Origin of the sequence: Streptomyces sp. x-19 (assembly GCF_046549115.1) — a bacterium.
Taxonomy (GTDB): Bacteria; Actinomycetota; Actinomycetes; order Streptomycetales; family Streptomycetaceae; genus Streptomyces; species Streptomyces albulus_C.
In genome coordinates this window covers 187,569-205,439 of record NZ_JAJPWK010000007.1, presented here as the reverse complement: position 1 = coordinate 205,439, position 17,871 = coordinate 187,569, and the positions used below count along the sequence as shown (strand labels likewise).

The window sequence follows — 17,871 nt, the reverse complement described above, 5'->3', positions numbered from 1 at the left end:
GACGCGCGCAGAGTCGATACACCCGGCTAGGCGCCGCCGGCCGCTTCCCGCGGTGTGTCCTTCCTGCTCACCGCGAGGTAGCCGACGAGCAGCACGATAGGCACGGTGAGGGCCAGGGTGACCGGTCCGGTGCCCCAGCCGAGGCCGCCGCGGGCGGTCGAGACGCCCATCCAGTCGGCGAACGAGGCGCCCAGCGGGCGGGTCAGGACGTAGGCGCCCCAGAACGCGGCGACCGCGTTCAGCCCGAGGAACCGTCCGGAGAGCGCCGGCACCAGGATGAGGGCGCCGAAGACGAGGCCCGAGGGCAGGTACCCGAGGTCCAGGGTGCCGGCGGTGAGGTCGCCGACGGCGGTGCCCAGGGCGAAGGTGGCGAGCACCGTCGCCCAGTAGAAGACCTCGCGGCGACGGGTGCGGATGCTGTGGATGGCGAGCGTGCCCTCGGTGGCGTGCCAGGCGAAGAGGATCACCGCGAGTGCCACCGCGAAGGCGAGGGTGGAGACCAGGTAGGGGACGCCGGCGACGACGTGGACGACGTCGGCGGCCATCGTGCCGAAGACGCTCACCATGACGATCGCCGTCCAGTAGGTCCCGGCCCGGTAGCGGGTCGAACGGAACTGCGCCACCAGCGCGACGACGAACGCCGCGAAGCCCAGGGCGCCGGCGGGTATCGGCCCGAGCGTGCGTCCCAGGTAGTCCGAGGCGGTCTCGCCCATGCCGGTGGTGAGGATCTTCACCACCCAGAACAGGACCGCGACCTCGGGGACCTTGCTCCGGCCCGCCGGGACGCCGAGGCGTCGGCCGGGCGCCGTAGTGTGCGCGGGCGCCCCGGCGGGCCCGGGGGGTGCCACCGCCGTGCCGTCCGGCTGTCCGATCGTCATGTTCCGCCCTTCCGGCGCACGGTGGCGCGCGTTCCCTGCTCGCTAAATGTCTACAGGACTGTAGACGGTTAAGTGGAGCGGTAGGTTCATCCCCCTGGTCCGTGGAATTCCCGCGACCGGCCGGGGCCCGGCCACCCACGCACGCTGCCCGGCCGCCCGCCCGAGCTGCCCGGCCGCCCACGCGCGGCCCGGCCGGGAAGTGAAACCAGGGGAAACTCTTGGTGTCCAGCACGTCGGAAGGATGTTCGGCGGCGCCGCGGCTGCCTAGCATGTGCGGCGGAGCGACCGCGAATCCCTCCCGCCCCCGATCCGTCCCGTACGCCCCCAGGAGGCCCCGTGCCACGAGCCGGCCTGCGGCGACTGCGGTCACCGCGCGTCTGGGGCCCGGGCGGCGCCGTGGTCGTGGCCGGTGTGATCACCGCGGCCGCGCTGACCGTCGGCGCCGGCCCGGACGCCCCGGCCACCGCCGACGGCCTGCCGCACACCACCGTCGAGATCTCCCCGGGCGACTGCGGCCGCGGCTGGCGACACCCCCGTCCCGGCACCCAGGTCTTCGACCTCCGCAACACCTCCAGCCGCGCCGCCGAGGTCTACCTCCGCGGCGCCGACGGCGGCCCGGTCTACGGCGAGGTGGAGGGCATCGGCCCCGGCACCACCCGCCAACTCCGGGTCCGGCTCGGCCCGGGCGCGTACGCCTTCACCTGCCTGCCCGACGATGCCAACGCGACCACCGGCCCCACCGTCCGCGTCGCCGGCGGCGGCGCCGCCGGGCCCGCCGCCGCACCGATCACCCAACACGACCTCATCGCCCCGGCGATCGACTACCAGAAGTGGGTCGCCGGCGGCCTCGACGACCTCGTCCACCGGACCGACGCCCTGCGCGCCGCGCTCACCGGTGGCGACCTGCCGGCCGCCCGCGCCGCCTGGCTGCCCGCCCGCCTCGCCTACGAGCGACTGGGCGCCGCCTACGGTGCGTTCGGCGACGCGGACAAGAAGATCAACGGGACTACGGCCGGACTGCCGGGCGGCGTCCACGACCCCGGATTCAGCGGGTTCCACCGCGTCGAGTACGGCCTGTGGCACGGCGAGTCGGCCGCCGGACTGCGCGCCCCGGCCGGCGCGCTCGCCGACGCCGTCCGGGCCCTGCGCGACGACTGGTCCCAGGCCCGGATGGACCCGGCGGCACTGGGCCTGCGGGCCCACGAAATCCTGGAGAACACCGCACAGTTCGAGCTGACCGGGCGCACCGACTACGGCAGCGGCAGCAACCTCGCCACCGCCCGCGCCAACCTCGACGGCACCCGCGCCGTGCTCGCCCGACTCCACCCGCTGCTCACCACCCGCTATCCGGAACTCCCCTCCTTGGAGCGGGAGTTGACGCGGACCGAACGACTCCTGGACGGCTTCCACAAGGGCGGTGGCTGGCAGCCGCCGGGCGACCTGAAGCGTTCCGACCGGGAGCGGACCAACGCGGCGGTGGGCGATCTGGTGGAGCGGCTGGCCTCGGTGGCCACCCTGTGCGATCCGCGGAGGACGGTGTGAACGACGCCCGGCACGGCGGCGACGGTACGACGGACGACGGCGCCAAGGACGCCCACCGCTTCGCGCGGCGCGGGTTCCTGCGCGGCGCGGCACTGGCCGGCGCCGGACTCGCGGCCGGCGCCGCCGCCGCGCCCGCCCGCGCCCCCTCCGGCTCCGGCGGCCCCGCCCCGCGGCTCCCGCTGCCCGGCACCGCACCCCTCGGCGGCGCCGCGCCCGCCGTCCCCTTCCACGGGCCGCACCAGGCCGCCGTCCTCACCCCGCCCCGCCGGGTCACCGCGTTCGTCGCCTTCGACGTCACCGCCGAGGGCCGCCGGGACCTGGCCGACCTGCTGCGCACCCTCACCGAACGGACCCGCTTCCTCACCGGCGGCGGTGTCCCGGACCCGCTCGGCATCACCGGACCGCCCGCCGACTCCGGCCTCCTCGGCCCCCAGCTCCCGGCCGGTGCGCTGTCGGTCACCGTCGGGGTCGGCGCCGCGCTCTTCGACGACCGGTTCGGTCTGCACGCCCGCGCCCCCCGCCGCCTCACCACCATGCCGGCGTTCCCCGACGACGACCTCCAGCCGGACTGGTGCCACGGCGACCTGAGCCTCCAACTGTGCGCGGACGACACCGACACCGTGTTGCACGCCCTGCGCGACGTCGCCCGGCACACCCGCGGCGGCCTCCAGGTCCGTTGGCGGCTGGACGGCTTCGCCAGCCCGCCCCGCCCCACCGGAACCCCCCGCAACCTCTTCGGCTTCAAGGACGGCACCGCCAACCCCGACGCCCGCTCGGACCGCGAGATGACGAACCTGGTCTGGGTCGGCCCGGGCACGGGCGAACCGGACTGGGCGGTCGGCGGCAGCTACCAGGTCGTCCGCCTGATCCGGATGCTGGTGGAGTTCTGGGACCGGGTCTCGCTGACCGAGCAGGAGCGGATGTTCGGCCGGGCCCGGGAGACCGGAGCCCCGCTCGACGGCAACGACGAGTACGACGCCCCCGACTACCCCGGCGACCCCAAGGGCGACGTCATCCCCTTGGACAGCCACATCCGCAAGGCCAATCCGCGCACCGCCGACACCACCGACCAGCGGCTGCTGCGCCGCGCCTACAACTACGACCGCGGGATGGACGGCAACGGCAACCTCGACATGGGCCTGCTCTTCTGCTGCTACCAGCAGGACCTGGCCCGCCAGTTCGAGACCGTCCAGCGGCGCCTGGCGGGGGAGCCGCTGGTCGACTACGTCACGCCCTTCGGCGGCGGCTACTTCTTCGCACTGCCGGGCGTACGGGACCGCGCCGACTGGTACGGGCGGGCCCTCTTGGCGTAGCGGCCCCGGCCCGGTCGCCCGGCACCCCGCCCCCGCTCGCGTACAACGGAGGCACGAGCCGCCCGAGGCCCCGAGGGTCAACAGCCGGTCAAGCTTTGCCCCTGGATACCTGACCCGGTGTTCACCCACCCGCCATCATGGCTCTGCCCCGCCGCCGTCCGTCCGGCAGAGCATCCGGCCGTACGGAGCAACCGGAAACCGCCCGGAGGATGAGAAGCAGATGGCCATCAGGGGAAAGAGCCAAGCGATACGGATCGTGGGGGCCGTGACCAGCGCGGTGGCGCTCGCCGCGCTGGGTGGGGGAGCCCCCGCCCTGGCCGCCGGCGGCCCGCGCCCGGGTCCCTCCGGCACCGCCACCCCCATCAAGCACGTGGTCGTCCTCTTCGACGAGAACATCTCGTTCGACCACTACTTCGCCACCTACCCCCAGGCGGCCAACACCGACGGGACGAAGTTCACCCCGTCGCCGAAGACCCCCCGGGACGTCGACAACCTGCGCACCGCCGGGCTGCTCAAGCACAACCCGAACCAGTACCTCCCCAAGCGGCTCACCCCGCAGCAGGCCATGACCTGCGACCAGAACCACGAGTACGGACCCGAGCAGTACGCCTACAACGGCGGCAAGGCCGACGCGTTCGTGCAGAACACCGACTCCGGGAAGTGCTCCGGCGGCCTCTTCGGCGAGCCCGGCCTGGTGATGGACTACTACGACGGCAACACCGTCACCGGCCTGTGGAACTACGCCCAGCACTACGCCCTCAACGACCGCTCCTTCGGCTCGGTCTACGGCCCCTCCACCCCGGGCGCCATCAACCTGGTCTCCGGCCAGACGCACGGCGTGATCTCCACCGACCCGGCCTCAGGCACCGAGAACCCCCGGCAGACCGCCAAGCCGGACGGTTACGCCGTCCAGTCGCCCGACGCCAAGGGCGTCGGCACGATGATCAACGACCCGGACCCGGCCTACGACGACTGCGCGAACAAGGACCACACCGGCAAGAGCGCACTCGCCGCCATGCAGGGCCGCACCATCGGTGACCTGCTCAACGCCCGCAACGTCAGCTGGGGCTGGTTCCAGGGCGGCTTCCGGCCCAGCACGGCGTGGGACGGACAGCAGGGCCACTACGCCAAGTGCGGCGGCACCACCCACGCCAACGTCGGGGGAGCGGCCGTCGTCGACTACAGCCCGCACCACGCCCCGTTCCAGTACTACAAGTCCACGGCCAACCCGCACCACCTGCCGCCCAAGAGCGTCGACGAGATCGGGCACGCCGGCCAGGCCAACCACAACTACGACCTGACCGACTTCGACGCGGCCCTGCGTGCCGGCAAGCTCCCGGCCGTCAGCTTCCTGAAGGCGCCCGCCTATCAGGACGGCCACGCCGGCAACTCCGACCCGATCGACGAACAGCACTTCCTCGTCGACCAGATCAACCGCATCCAGCAGGCGCCCCAGTGGAAGGACACCGCCGTCGTCGTCGCCTACGACGACTCGGACGGTTGGTACGACCACGCCTTCGCCAAGCCGCGCAACGGTTCCAAGGACACCGCCGCCGGCTCCAACGGCAAGTCCACCGACAGCCCGGCCTGCCAGTCCGGACCGGCGGCCGCCGGCGGCTACCAGGACCGCTGCGGCCCGGGAACCCGGCAGCCGCTACTGGTCATCTCCCCCTACAGCAAGACCAACCACATCGACCACACGGCCACCGAGCAAACCTCGATCATCAAGTTCATCGAGGACAACTGGCACACCGGGCGCCTGGGTGACGCCTCGTTCGACGCCCGTGCCGGCGCACTGACCTCGATGTTCGACTTCCGGCACCCCAACGGCAAGCAGGTGCTGCTGAACGCCGACGGTTCGGTGAAGAGCGTCGGCCCGATCCGCCCGGTCAAGCCGGTCCGGACCAGCATCACCGCGGGCCCCGCGATGCAGAACGCCGCGGCCGTCGACGAGCAGTCCGGTTTCCCCGTCGGGCCCGTGGGCATCGCCGCCGCCGCGGTCGCGGCCGGCGCCACCGGCACCTTCTTCGCCCTCCGGCGCCGCAAGGAGCAGGGCGCGGCCTGAGCCGGACGGCCCCGCTAGGCCCGTTCCGCGAGCAGCAGGTTGGCGGCGAACCCCAGGAAGGCGACGCCGCTGACCTGCTCCATCCGCCGTCGGAACGACGGGCGGCGGACCCGCTCGCCCAGGGCGGCGGCGGTCGTGGTGACGATCCAGTACCACAGCGCCAGTTCGAGCACGTCGACCGCGGTGAGCAGCAGCGTCGTGCGGAACACCGGGGCGCCGTGCGGCACGAACTGCGGGATCAGGCTCATGTAGAAGATGCCCGCCTTGGGGTTGAGCAGATTGGTGCCGACGCCGGCTCGGAAGGCGGCCCACCGCGCCTGCCGGGCCGGGGTCGGCACCGCCGCGGCCGCCGGTGCCGCCGCGGCGGTGCCGGCGTCCGTCGCGACGTCGGCCGGGCGCCGTCGGGCCTGCCACAGGGCCGAACAGCCCAGCCACACCAGATAGCCGGCGCCACCGATCCGCAGTGCGTCGAAGGCCACCTGGGACGCGGTCAGCAGCGCCGTCAGACCGACGGCGGTGGCCGCGCCCCAGGCCAGGCACCCGGCCAGGATGCCGAGCGCGGCGGCGCGCCCGCCGGTCCGGCCGTGGGCGACGGAGGTGCGCAGGACGAGCATGGTGTCCAGGCCCGGTGTCACGTTGATGAGCGCGGCGACACCGGCGAACCACAGGAGTGCAGTGAACATGTCATGGGACAACATGCCGCGAGCTTAGGGGAACGCCACCGCAGCGCGCCCCTCGATTGCCCTGGTGCCGGCGGCCCCGGGTAGGGTCGCGCGACCGGGGTGGAGGCGGGCGGAGGGAAGACGTAGTGATCTGGGTGGGTTTGGTGGGCCTGGTGGTGGCGGTCTGCTGCGCGTTCCTGGCGCGCCTGGCGAACACCCGAGCCCGCGTCATGGAGCGCACCGAGACCCTCCCGGTCGAGGAGGTCCGGGCCCTGCACGAGGCGGCCGCCGGGGCCGCCGGCGCCGGGCACTTCCGCTACCGCTGCGAAGTCGTCGGCCAGGCCCGCCCGCACAAGAACGGCGCACTTCGCTCCGAGTTGGAGAACGAGGAGTGCGTCTGGCACCGGCACAAGATCACCCGCAAGTACGAGGAGCGGTACCGCGACGGCAACGGCAACCGCCGCCGCCGGACCAGCACCGAGGTGGTCTCCGCGCACTCCAGCTCCACCGCCTTCTTCGTCGAGGACGCCACCGGCCGGCTGGTGATCCGACCCGGTGACGAGGAGTTCATCGGCGCGGAGAAGGTCCTCGACCGCTTCGACCCGCACGCCGACGGCGGCAACCGCCTCAACATCGGGCCGCTCAGCCTCGACCTCGGCGGTGGCAACGGCACCCTCGGCTACCGGCGGGAGGAGTGGATCGTCCGCCCCGGCAGCCGCTGCTTCGTCCACGGCGAGGCCAGCGACGCCGGCGGCGGGCTGGCCCTGGGCGCGCCCGCCGAGGGCGGCGTGTTCGTCCTCTCGGTCAAGTCCGAGCAGGAACTGCTGCGCGCCGAGAACAACCGGGTGCTCGGCTACGGCATCGGCGCCGGTCTCGCCGCCCTGGCCGGCGCGGTCCTGGTCGTCCTCGGCATCCTCCACTGACGGCCCGCGGGCCGTCCGCCCGCGCACGGCTCCCAAACGCCACTCCCGGGTTCACAGCTCCTGGGCGGGCCAGTCCAGCAGCCGGGCGCCGATCACGGCCGTGTGCAGGGTGTACCGGTGCACCGGATCGGCGGGGTCGGCGCCGGTGAGCTGGTGCACCCGCGCCAGCCGGTAGGTCAGCGCCCGCACGCTCAGCGACAACCGTCGGGCCGCCTCCGCCGCTATGCACCCCGAGTCGAAGTACACCGCGAGGGTCTCCAACAACGGCCCGGCCCCGCCCCGGGCCTCCCGCAGCGGGCCCAGCGTGCTGTGCACCAGGTCCGCCATGGCCTGCCGGTCCCGGGTGAGGACCGGGTAGACCAGCAGGTCGGCGGCGTGCAGCACGGGGTCGTCGAGCCCCATCCGCTCGGCCAGCTCCAGCGCGTTGAGCGCCTCCTCGTAGGACTGGACGATGCCCCGGGCGCCGCCGTGCGTCCGGCCGACCGCCACCCGGCCGCCGGCGGTGGCCTCGCGCGCCTCATGCGCGAAGTGCGCCAGCGCCTGCGCCGGATCGCCCGGGGCGATGCAGATCAGCCGGCCCTCCTTCGTGGTCAGCAGCAGCTGCCGGTCCCCGAACCGCCCCACCAGGGCCCGGTCCACCCGCCGGGCCACCGGGTCGGCGTCCGTGTACGCCGCCGGGCCCTCGGCCACCGCGACGGCGTGGGCGTGCGAGAGCCGCAGCCCGAAACGTTCCGCCCGTTCCGCCAGCCGCCCCAGGTCGCTGCCCCCGTAGAGCAGGTCGTCGATGAACTCCCGCCGCGCGGCCTCCTCCTGGCGCACCGCGAGGTGCTGGGCGCGCTCGTAGCCGCCGGCCAGTGCGTCCACCGCCTGGCCGAGCGCGGCCAGCACGCTGTCGGCCGGTGCCGAGGCGGACCGCGGCCACGCCGCCCGGGCGACGGCGAGATGCGCATTGACCAGCACCCGCAGGCTGTGCCCCGCCTCCGCGGCCCGTTCGCCCGCGGCGCGACGGGCCTGAAGCTCCTCGCGATTCAGCCGCCGCCCGGTCCGTGCCACATCGGTGAGGACCCCCGCGTACCCGGCCAGGAATTCCTCGGGCAGCTCCCGCCCCGTCACGCGTTCCCCACTCCTCGCTGCGTTCTTCTTGAGTTTCCCTTGACGCTTTCTTAACACAGGGAGGGGGCGGGACGTCCAGGCGAGCGGCCTCAGCCGCCGAGGGTGGCGAGCGTGGCGTCGAGATCGACGGCGCGGGGCCGGTTGTGGGGGAGCTTGGCGAGCACGCGGGCCATACCGCAGGTGTCGGTGACGGCGGAGAAGACCAGGCCCCCGGCGACGCCCGCGGACAGCCAACGGGCGGCGGGCCGGCGCCGCCCGACGAGCAGGCCGGCCAGCACGAGCGAGCCGGCGGCGAGACGCACCTGCCGTTCCATCGCCCAGGCGGTGCGGGCTCGCGCGGGACGGTGCACGTCGTGCCCGAGCCGGGCCCAGTCGTCGACGCCGCCGGCGAGCGTGCGGGCCCGGACGCCGTGCTCGGCCAGCCGCCGGTGAGCGTGGGCGGAGCGGACCCCGGAGGCGCAGACGACGAGGAGCTCGCCGCGGTCCGCCGCGCTCTGCAATGCGCCCAGTGCCGCGTCGAGGCGGTCGAGGGGGACGTTGTGCGCGCCGGGTAGGTGGCCGGTGGCGTACTCGCCGGGCGTGCGCACGTCGATGACGATCAGTGAGCCCAGGCGGGCGCGGGCCTCGTCCGGGGTGAGTTCGGGGGCAGCGCTCATGGAGATCGTTCCCTTCTCATGGGTGGGTCCCCCCTCCCGCAGGATACCCGGAGGGGTATGCCAACGGGAGGTGGCCGGCCACCCGGCCGGCGCCGCCGGTGGGCAGGGGCCGCGCCGAGGCGCGGACGTGTCATCGGGCCCGTCAGAACGCGTGGGGCGGGGTGGTGGACGGCGGCAGGCCGGCGTTGAACCGGGTGTCGACGAAGGCGGCGAAACGGAACTGGTGGTGCAGCAACTTCAGGTCCGCGAACTCGTCGGCGATCTTCTGCTCCGAGGCGATGGCGGCCTTGTCCACGGCGACCCGCACCGTCGTGCCCGCCGTGCGCTGCACCGCGTCCAGCGCCACCTTGTACGGCACGCCGGTGTCCTTCGCCCACACCTTCGCCCACTGCTGCGGGTGCTGGTAGACCCACTCGCGGGCGCGCTGCAGCCGCTGCAGGTAGTCCTTCATGGCCGCCGACTTCCCCTTGTCCGCCAGCGCGGCGGGGGAGGCCACGTCGAAGGTGAGGCCGTTGACCAGGCCCTGGCCGCTCACCAGGACGCGGGCGTGGTCGCCGTCCAGTGCCTGGGTGGTGGTCGGGTCCGCCGCCGCCCAGGCGTCGACGTCTCCGCGCTTGAACGCGGTCTTCGCCTCGGCGGACTGCAGGTAGCTGACCTTGACGTCGTGGATCGACATGCCGGCCCGCTTGAGTGCGGCAAGCAGCAGGTCGTGCCCGGTGGTGCCCTGCATCACCGCGATCTTCTTGCCCTTGAGGTCCTGGACGCTCTTCAGCGGCGAGTCGTGCGGCACCAGGATGGCCGTGCCCGCCACCGAGCTGTGCATCGCGCCCACGATGGTGATCTTCGATCCGGACGAGGCGGCGAACACCGGTGGCGTGTTTCCGGTCCAGCCGAGGTCGATCGCCTTGGCGTTGAGGGCCTCCAGCAGCAGCGGCCCGGAGGTGAACGTCGACCAGTTGATCTTGTACGGCAGGTCCTTCAGCTCGCCCGAGGCTTCCAACATGGCCCGGTCGCCGCCCGTCTGGTCGCCGACGTCGAGCGTGGTGCTGGTGTGGGCATCTGCCGACTTCCCTCCGCAGGCCGTGGCCAGCAGGGCGAACGGGATGAGCAGGGCGCCGATAAAGCGTCGTTTCACGGGAGTCTCTCTTCGATTCGTAGGATGTGGCGGGGCGATCAGAGGGGGGACTGGGGCGCCGCCACGCCGAGTTCGGCCAGCAGCCCGGCACGCAGCACGGTGAACTCCGGCGCGCCCACGTCGCGCGGGCGCGGGAGGTCCACCGGTTGCTCATGGGCGATGACGCTGTCCCGCATCACCAGGACCCGGTCGGCCAGCAACAGCGCCTCCTCCACGTCATGGGTGACGAGCAGCACGGCGCAGCCCCTGCGCTGCCACACCTCGGCGACCTGCTGCTGCGCCTTGATCCGGGTGAGCGCGTCGAGTGCGCCGAACGGCTCGTCGAGCAGCAGCAGGTCCGGTGCGCGGACCAACGCCCGTGCCAGTGAGGCGCGTTGGGCCTCGCCCCCGGAGAGCGTCTTGGGCCAGGCATCCGCTCGGTGCTCCAGACCCACCTCGGCCAGTGCCCGTACCGCGGTCTCCCGCGCGGGGCGGCCCGGCAGGCCCAGCACGACGTTGCGCCAGACGCGTTTCCACGGCATCAGTCGGGGCGCCTGGAAGGCCACCGCCCGGCGACGAGGCACGAGTACGCTGCCGTCGATGTCCCGGTCGAGCCCGGCCAGCACTCGCAGCAGTGTGCTCTTGCCGCAGCCGCTGCGCCCCAGCAGCGCCACGAACTCGCCGGCCCGCACCGTGAGATCCAGCTCGTCGAGGACGGCCCGGCCGTCGAAGGACCGGGTCAGCCCGTTGATCTCGACGACCACCCGGTCGGCGGTCACTTCCCCGTGAACGTCGGTCGCCATTGCAACAACAGCCTTTCCAGCGTGCGGACGACGACATCGGCGGCTAGGCCCAGGAAGGCGTAGACGATCAGGCAGACCACGATGACGTCGGTGCGGTAGAACTCACGGGCCTGATCCATCAGGAAGCCGATGCCGTCGCTGGCGTTGACCGTCTCGCCGAAGACGAGGGCCAGCCACGCCGAGGCCAACGCGAAACGCAGCCCGGTCAGGGCGCCGGGCAGCGCCCCGGGCAGCACGACGTGGCGGATCAGCCCCCAGCGGCCCAGGCCCAGCGTGACCCCGGCCTCGATCAGCTGGTCGTCCACCCCGCGGATCCCGGCATAGGTGTTGAGGTACAGCGGGAAGGCCGCGGCGAGGGCGATCAGCGCCACCTTCACCGTCTCGCCGATGCCCAGCCAGACGATCAGCAGTGGGACGAGGCCGGCGAACGGCACCGCGCGCAGCATCTGCACCACGGCGTCGATCAGGTCCTCGCCCGTCCGCATCAGCCCGGACAGCAGCCCCAAGCCGACCCCGACCACCACACCCGACACCAGCCCGACGGCCACGCGTTGCACCGAAACCGCCATCGCGGACGGCAGCGTGCCGTCCGCGAACAGTCCGCCCGCGGTACGGGCGATGGTGCCGGGGGAGGCGAGGACGTCCGACGGGAGCACGCCGGTGGCGCTGAGCACCTGCCACAGCACCAGTAGGAGCACGGGCCCGGTGGCGCGTCGGAGCCAGCGCGGCACCCTGCGCCGCCGGGACGACGCGGAGACGAGGCGCTCCAGCTCAACGGCCGCACCGAGTGCGACCGCACCTTCAGGGCCGTTACCTGAAACAACCGCTATGTGCGCTTCAGGCGGCGTGTCGTGAGTGCTCATGAAGGGCGTGCTCATGAAGGGCTCCACGTCGAGGGCGGGAGCACGCGGACGCGGGGCGTGCGCGGCTGTCGGCGGCATCGACGGCGAAGACCGTCACGGCGCCGGCCGCGAGACGCGGAGCAGTGGGAAGTGGGAAAGCATCGCCAGCCGCGACAGCGTGCGGAGGGGGTCCCGCTTAGCAGGTCAAGAGAACCGTTCGCAGGAATCGCCTGGTAAATATGATGTGAACACGCGGCAGAAGCTAGCAGGTACGACCCTCGGCCGGTCAACGGCGTCTCGTCCCTCGGACGCCGTCCCGTGCGCGTCGAACGGTGTCCACCGCCAGTCCGGTCCGCCGACCGCCGAGGCCGCCGCGTGATCAGACGGCGGGGCGCATGCGCTCGTGGCACAGAGGGGATGCAGGCGCGTGCCGACTCGTGGGGGACGCGTGTCGGCCGGTGGGGTCGGGTCGGGTCAGTGGGTGCGTTCGTAGTGGCGGCGTGCCTTTGCACGGTTGCCGCAGACGGCCATGGAGCACCAGCGGGCGCGGTTGGCGCGGCTGCGGTCGAGGAGGAACAGCCGGCACTCGTCGTTGGCGCAGGGGCGTAGCCGGCCGGGCAGTTGCTTCTCGACGGCGTCCCAGGCGAGGACCATGTCGACGGCCAGTCGCGCGTGCGGGGGAGCCTCGACCGTCCATCGCAGGCCATCCGCAGTGGTCTCCGGGAACTGGTGGACCCCTTCGAGCAGCGGACGCAACGCGGCGGGTGAACTGTCCCCGCGCACCACGTCCCGCAGGGCGTCCCGTGCCTGGCGCAGCAGCGCCAGTTCCGCGAGGCTGCCTTCGCCGCCGTGCTCCCGTGCCCAGCGCCTGCCGCCGGCCGGGTCGCCGAGCGCGTCCCGCTCCTCGCCGTTGATCAGTGGTCTGCTGTTGAGCAGGTCCAGTAGCGCGTCCATCGGGCGCCACCCCCTCTAACCGGATTGAATTGTTTGACAGGTTAGCCCCTCCCGTGCTGCCATGGTGAGAACCTAACCGGTTCAATGGCTTGAAGGGGTTAGAAATGAGCTCGGTGCACCACCGGACCGCCATCGTCGGCGGCCACGAGATCTTCTACCGTGAGGCCGGCCCCGCCGACGCGCCCGCGATCGTCCTGCTGCACGGCTACCCGACCAGCTCGTTCATGTTCCGCGAACTCATCCCGCTGCTGGCCGACGACTACCACGTCATCGCGCCGGACCACCTCGGCTTCGGCCACTCCGCCGCCCCCCGTGCACGGGAGTTCACCTACACCTTCGACGCCCTCGCCGAACTCACCTCCCAACTGCTCGACCACCTGGGCCTGGACCGCTACGCCCTCTACGTCCAGGACTACGGCGCCCCCATCGGATGGCGCCTCGCGCTCAGGCACCCCGAGCGGATCACCGCCCTCGTCACCCAGAACGGCAACGGCTACGAGGACGGTTTCGTCGAGTCGTTCTGGACGGACGTCTGGGCCTACGGGGCGGACCCCGGGCCCGCCACCGAACCCGCCGTCCGCGCCGCACTGGGCCTCGACGCCATCCGCTGGCAGTACCTGCACGGCGTGCCCGACCCGAGCCTGGTCAGCCCGGACACCTGGGAGCACGACTTCGCCCTCGTCTCCCGCGAGGGGAACGACGAGGTCCAGCTCGCGCTGTTCCGCGACTACCCGAACAACCGCCCGCTCTACCCGCTGCTGCACGAGTTCCTGCGCACCAGCGAGGTCCCGGTGCTCGCCGTCTGGGGCCGCAACGACGAAATCTTCGGCCCGGCCGGCGCGCGGGCCTTCGCCCGCGACGCCAAGGACGCCGAGGTGCACCTGATCAACGGCGGTCACTTCCTGCTGGAGAGCCATCTGGACGTCGTCGCGGGTTATCTGCGCGGCTTCCTCGGGCGGGTGCTGGGCTGAAGCACGGTGTGCGGGTGCCGCGCACCGACGCCCGAGGAGGAACGGGCGACGAAGCGGCAAGGCGCCGGCCGAACCAGCTGGCGCCCCTCGGCCCGGCAAGCGGCTGTCCACCCCAACGGCCTCACCCGGCCCGGCCGTCGGGCGCTTGCCCTGCCGAGCGGTCCGCAACGGGCAGCGTGCCGGTCGAAGCCGAGGAGGTTCACATGGGCGAGCGCTCGGAGCGGGGGCGGGCTTCGTCTCGGCCCCGGTGCTCAGTCGACGAACAGGGTGCGGCAATTGGGCCCGCCGGGGTCAGTCCGAACTGCGGTCGGTGGCGGCGAGGGTGAGGGTGACCAGTGCGAGCTGGCCGTCGACGTCGAGGGTGTCGGCGTCCCCCTCGGCGAGCAGTGCGGCGTCCAGGCGGTCGAGGCGGACGGACCCCTGATTGAGGGTGGCCGATCCATCCAGGACGACTGCGAGCACGCACGTTCCGGCTTCCGGTCGTATCGCGACGCGGTCGCGCACGACCCGGACCTGCGCCGTCGCATCGGCGCGCCGCACCATGACGTTGAAGTCGACGATCGGGCCGTCGAGCAGCTCGCACTGCGTGTCGGAGTCACCGGGGAAGGCGAACGGCTCGTAGGGGGCGGCCAGCACGTGCAGGGTGCCGTCGACCGTCAGGGCCATGCCGGGGCCGTCGACGACGGTGATGGTCCGGTCCACGCCCTCGAAGACGGAGAACGGCCCGCTCTGCGCGACGTCGGCGATGCTGACGCGCCAGAGGAAATCGCCGGTCCCCGCTCCCTCGGGACGGGCGGCCACCTCGGTGGTGACACCTCCACCGTTCTTCCACGGCGCGGGTGTTCTCTCCTGCGCCCGCAGAACCTCTAGTGCCATGGGTCTTCCTTCCGGATCGGACGGCCGCCGAGCCGTTCCGCACGGCACGGCGGCCCGAACAAGAGGAGAGGACCCCGCGGGTCGGGCTGCGAACCCGGACCTTGAGGCCCTCGCCACCGCACCCTACGCGACGACCTCGTCGAGGTCCGACTGACAACGGTCGGCAACGGGCAGCGGGTGGCCCTTCGTCAACCGCCGCCGTCGGTACCGGGGGCGGGGCCGAAACGGTCCGGGCAGCGGTCACCGGTGGCACCGCTCACGAAGCACATTTGGCCGAGGGTGCACCTGCGAGGTGGCCGAGATGCTCGGCGCCCGGCGCGCCCGGTGCGCGAGGCGGACGCCGCCGAGAGGTGAACCGCCGGGCACCGGCGCGGCGGGCGAGCGGTCCGTGGATGCTGGGCTCCCGTACTACCGGGCCCCGCGGTCGAGGGCCGGGGTGCGCGGTCGTAGGCGCTCTCCCTGAGGCCCGAACATGATCAGGTACTCGACCGGTCCGCCGGGTCCGGCGTTCGCGACTCCGTGGGCGGTGCGGGCGTCGAACTCGGCCATGTCCCCGGCGCCCAGGACGAGATCCTGCTCGCCGAGTGCCAGCCACAGCCGCCCGTACAGGACGCACAGCCATGCGTGGCCGTCGTGGGCGACCTGCCGCGGCCGCGCCGGCGGCGCGTCGACGGCGGGCAGGACGTGCTTGTGGGCGTGCAGGCCCCCCACGTACCGGGTCAGGGGCAGCACCGCCTTGTCGTCGCCGGAACGTTGCGGCACCGGGGCGCGCGGCCGGGGCGCGGCGCCGGCCAGCTCGTCCAGGGACATGTCGTACGCCTTGGCGAGCCGCAGCAGCACCTCCAGGGTCGGCTTGCGGCGGCCGGTCTCGATCCGCGACAGCGTGCTCAATGCGATGCCGGTCGCGCGGCTGACGCCGCTGAGTGTGGCGCCGCGCTGCTCGCGCGCGGCCCGCAGCCGGGGGCCCATGGCCGCCAGCGTGTCGGCCGTGCCGTCGTCCGTCATCGTCACCGTCGCCCCGCTCCCTCGCCGGCCGTGCCGCCTCCACCGTCCTGTCCTGCCAGTTTGCCAGGATGGCAAGGATGCTCGCGTCGGTCGGCCGCCCCGCCGCATGATCGGTGGGTACCCGCGTCCGCCCGTGAACCGAGGAGAAGCGATGCATCAGCCCGCACCGTCCGCCGACCTGCGCCACCGCACCATCGAGGCACCCGCCGGGCGCCTCCACCTGGTCGAGCAGGGCACCGGACCGCTGGTCCTGCTCGTCCACGGCTTCCCCGAGTCCTGGTACTCCTGGCGTCGCCAGCTCCCGGCCCTCGCGGCCGCGGGGTACCGTGCCGTGGCGCTCGACGTGCGCGGCTACGGCCGCTCCTCCAAACCGGCCGCGGCGGACGCCTACCGCATGCTCGACCTGGTGGAGGACAACGTCGCTCTGGTGCGCGCCCTGGGCGAGGAGAGGGCGGTCGTCGTCGGGCACGACTGGGGCTCCAGCATCGCGGCGGCCTCCGCCCTGCTCCGCCCCGAGGTCTTCCGCGCCGTCGGGCTGCTGAGCGTCCCCTACGCGCCGCCCGGCGGACCCCGCCCCACCGACGTCTTCGCGCAACTGGGCGGCGACCAGGAGTTCTACGTCTCCTACTTCCAGCAACCCGGCCGGGCCGAAGCGGAGATGGAGCCCGACGTCCGGGGCTGGCTCGCGGGCTTCTACGCGGCCCTGTCCGGCGACACCATGCCCGCCCCGGACGAGCCGGACCCGCACTTCGTGGCCCGCGCCGGCGGCCGGCTGCGCGACCGCTTCCCCGGCGGCACGCTGCCCGCCTGGCTGACCGAGGACGACCTCGACGTGTACGCCGGGGAGTTCGAGCGCGCCGGCATGACCGGAGCCCTCAACCGCTACCGCAACATGGACCGTGACTGGGAGGACCTCGCCCCGTACGGCGGTGCCCCGATCAAGCAGCCGTCCCTGTTCATCGGCGGCGCCCTGGACGCGTCCACGACCTGGATGGCCGACGCGATCGACGCCTACCCAGCCACCCTCCCCGGTCTGGCCTCCAGCCACATCCTGGACGGCTGCGGGCACTGGATCCAACAGGAGCGTCCCGAAGAGGTCAACCGCCTGCTGACCGCCTGGCTCGCCACCCTCAACGGCTGAATCGCCGGGCGTGCCGGCCGCGGGCTCCGTCGCGGGACCGCCCGTTCCCGTCCCGCGCCGTCGGAACGGTGTGCTGACGAGACGTCAGTTGTCGTCGCCGGCTGGTGGGGACACCGGGCCGGCGACGCGGGTGAGGTGGAAGTAGAAGTCCGCCGGGTCGTCCTTCTTGTCCATCACGCACAGCAGGACGTCGTCGGTGAGCCGGCGGAAGTGGTCGACGATGGGGAGTTGGTCGTAGACCATCGCGGCGGACTGCTTGCCGCGGAAGACCACCTCGCGCAGCGTCGCGAGGCCCATGCCCTCGAAGGAGAAGACCGCCCCGTGCTCGTCGCGGCACAGCAGCGGCTCCACGTGCTCGGCGTCGACGAACCGCTTGCCGTACCAGCGCATGTGCGCCAGCTGCGCGGCGTTCTCGCTCGTCCGCTCGAACCCGCCGCCCTCCCAGGTGCCGACGAGGAGGTCGACGTCGACCGGTTCGAGCCGGTCGAAGAGTTCGGCCAACGTCGCGTCGTCGTACTCCCCTCCGGAGGCGATGACGTCGAGGACTTCCTGCTCGGAGCTCATGGGCGGGGTCTCCTTCGGCCGGCGGGCGGACGGGGTGGGTGGGGCGTGCGGGGTGGCGCCCGGCTCGCCAGGCAGGGGAGCGGAGTCCGCCCGGCCGGGCCGAACGGGGTCGAAGCGGTGGTACATGCGCGCATGCCAGAGCGCCACCCGCTCCAGCGCCACCGCGGAACCATACCCGGCCGCGGTGAGCGGAGCCAGGGACCGCCGGCAGTCGTCGAGCGCCGTCTCGGCCCGCTGGTACGCCTCGTGTTGACCGAGACCGATGGCCAGGGCGTCGGTCTTCCCCTCGTGCCGTTCCCGCTGGTGGCCGCGCAGGTCGTTGAGCAGTCGGATCGCGATCGCCGCCTGGCGCAGCGCCCCGCGCAGCACCGGCAGGCGCCTGGGCAGATCCGGCTCGTCCATGAGGGCCCACAGGGCGGTGACCTGCTGTTCCACGCCGACGGCGCGGC

Annotated in this window: 17 protein-coding genes; 6 read left to right on the top strand and 11 right to left on the bottom strand. The window is 73.0% G+C overall.

What is annotated here, in order from left to right:
• Positions 1-26: 26 nt before the first annotated feature.
• The gene (locus ACLJT4_RS19795; RefSeq protein WP_411123584.1) at positions 27-878 is read right to left on the bottom strand and encodes a hypothetical protein; all 852 of its coding nucleotides are present in this window, start codon (positions 876-878) and stop codon (positions 27-29) included.
• A gap of 336 nt (positions 879-1,214) precedes the next feature.
• On the opposite strand from ACLJT4_RS19795, the gene ACLJT4_RS19790 reads away from it, so the two are divergent.
• The 3 genes from ACLJT4_RS19790 (at position 1,215) to ACLJT4_RS19780 (ending at position 5,798) form a co-directional block, all read left to right on the top strand.
• Complete coding sequence (locus ACLJT4_RS19790) at positions 1,215-2,420, top strand: EfeM/EfeO family lipoprotein (RefSeq protein WP_411123583.1); 1,206 nt, start codon at positions 1,215-1,217, stop codon at positions 2,418-2,420.
• Entirely contained in the window at positions 2,417-3,733 is a 1,317-nt protein-coding gene (gene efeB / locus ACLJT4_RS19785; RefSeq protein WP_411123582.1) for an iron uptake transporter deferrochelatase/peroxidase subunit, read from the top strand. Before ACLJT4_RS19790 ends, efeB begins: the two co-directional genes overlap by 4 nt.
• Positions 3,734-3,953: 220 nt before the next feature.
• A complete protein-coding gene (locus ACLJT4_RS19780; protein ID WP_411123581.1) occupies positions 3,954-5,798 on the top strand; it encodes a phospholipase C in 1,845 nt (614 codons plus the stop codon).
• 14 nt (positions 5,799-5,812) lie between these two features.
• Here ACLJT4_RS19780 and ACLJT4_RS19775 read toward each other — a convergent pair whose 3' ends face one another.
• A complete protein-coding gene (locus ACLJT4_RS19775; protein WP_411123580.1) occupies positions 5,813-6,496 on the bottom strand; it encodes a LysE family translocator in 684 nt (227 codons plus the stop codon).
• Positions 6,497-6,606: 110 nt separating this feature from the next.
• Here ACLJT4_RS19775 and ACLJT4_RS19770 point away from each other — a divergent pair, with 110 nt between their 5' ends.
• Complete coding sequence (locus ACLJT4_RS19770) at positions 6,607-7,383, top strand: GIDE domain-containing protein (RefSeq protein ID WP_411123579.1); 777 nt, start codon at positions 6,607-6,609, stop codon at positions 7,381-7,383.
• Positions 7,384-7,434: 51 nt separating this feature from the next.
• On the opposite strand, the gene ACLJT4_RS19765 is transcribed toward ACLJT4_RS19770, so the two are convergent.
• From ACLJT4_RS19765 to ACLJT4_RS19740, 6 genes are all read right to left on the bottom strand, one after another.
• Positions 7,435-8,496 carry a PucR family transcriptional regulator gene (locus ACLJT4_RS19765; protein WP_411123578.1) on the bottom strand — a complete coding sequence of 354 codons (1,062 nt, stop codon included), beginning with the start codon at positions 8,494-8,496 and terminating at the stop codon, positions 7,435-7,437.
• 89 nt (positions 8,497-8,585) lie between these two features.
• A complete protein-coding gene (locus tag ACLJT4_RS19760) occupies positions 8,586-9,152 on the bottom strand; it encodes a rhodanese-like domain-containing protein (protein ID WP_411123577.1) in 567 nt (188 codons plus the stop codon).
• A 142-nt stretch (positions 9,153-9,294) separates the two neighbouring features.
• The gene (locus tag ACLJT4_RS19755; RefSeq protein ID WP_411123576.1) at positions 9,295-10,287 is read right to left on the bottom strand and encodes an ABC transporter substrate-binding protein; all 993 of its coding nucleotides are present in this window, start codon (positions 10,285-10,287) and stop codon (positions 9,295-9,297) included.
• 38 nt (positions 10,288-10,325) lie between these two features.
• The gene (locus ACLJT4_RS19750) at positions 10,326-11,069 is read right to left on the bottom strand and encodes an ABC transporter ATP-binding protein (protein ID WP_411123575.1); all 744 of its coding nucleotides are present in this window, start codon (positions 11,067-11,069) and stop codon (positions 10,326-10,328) included.
• Positions 11,042-11,932, bottom strand: a complete 891-nt coding sequence (locus ACLJT4_RS19745; protein WP_411123789.1) for an ABC transporter permease — start codon at positions 11,930-11,932, stop codon at positions 11,042-11,044. The genes ACLJT4_RS19750 and ACLJT4_RS19745 overlap by 28 nt, the downstream gene beginning before the upstream one ends.
• Before the next feature lie 453 nt (positions 11,933-12,385).
• Entirely contained in the window at positions 12,386-12,865 is a 480-nt protein-coding gene (locus ACLJT4_RS19740) for a CGNR zinc finger domain-containing protein (protein ID WP_411123574.1), read from the bottom strand.
• A 104-nt stretch (positions 12,866-12,969) separates the two neighbouring features.
• Here ACLJT4_RS19740 and ACLJT4_RS19735 point away from each other — a divergent pair, with 104 nt between their 5' ends.
• Positions 12,970-13,836: an alpha/beta fold hydrolase gene (locus ACLJT4_RS19735; protein ID WP_411123573.1), complete on the top strand. Its 867-nt coding sequence runs from the start codon at positions 12,970-12,972 to the stop codon at positions 13,834-13,836.
• Positions 13,837-14,127: 291 nt separating this feature from the next.
• Here the strand turns inward: ACLJT4_RS19735 and ACLJT4_RS19730 are convergent, their stop codons facing one another.
• Positions 14,128-14,712: a HutD family protein gene (locus ACLJT4_RS19730; RefSeq protein ID WP_411123572.1), complete on the bottom strand. Its 585-nt coding sequence runs from the start codon at positions 14,710-14,712 to the stop codon at positions 14,128-14,130.
• A 408-nt stretch (positions 14,713-15,120) separates the two neighbouring features.
• The gene (locus ACLJT4_RS19725; protein WP_411123787.1) at positions 15,121-15,717 is read right to left on the bottom strand and encodes a helix-turn-helix domain-containing protein; all 597 of its coding nucleotides are present in this window, start codon (positions 15,715-15,717) and stop codon (positions 15,121-15,123) included.
• A 151-nt stretch (positions 15,718-15,868) separates the two neighbouring features.
• Between ACLJT4_RS19725 and ACLJT4_RS19720 the strand changes: the two genes are divergently transcribed.
• Positions 15,869-16,858: an alpha/beta fold hydrolase gene (locus ACLJT4_RS19720; protein WP_411123571.1), complete on the top strand. Its 990-nt coding sequence runs from the start codon at positions 15,869-15,871 to the stop codon at positions 16,856-16,858.
• Positions 16,859-16,942: 84 nt separating this feature from the next.
• Here the strand turns inward: ACLJT4_RS19720 and ACLJT4_RS19715 are convergent, their stop codons facing one another.
• Positions 16,943-17,857, bottom strand: coding sequence for a DUF4334 domain-containing protein (locus ACLJT4_RS19715; RefSeq protein WP_411123570.1), 915 nt, complete (start codon positions 17,855-17,857; stop codon positions 16,943-16,945).
• Positions 17,858-17,871: the final 14 nt, after the last annotated feature.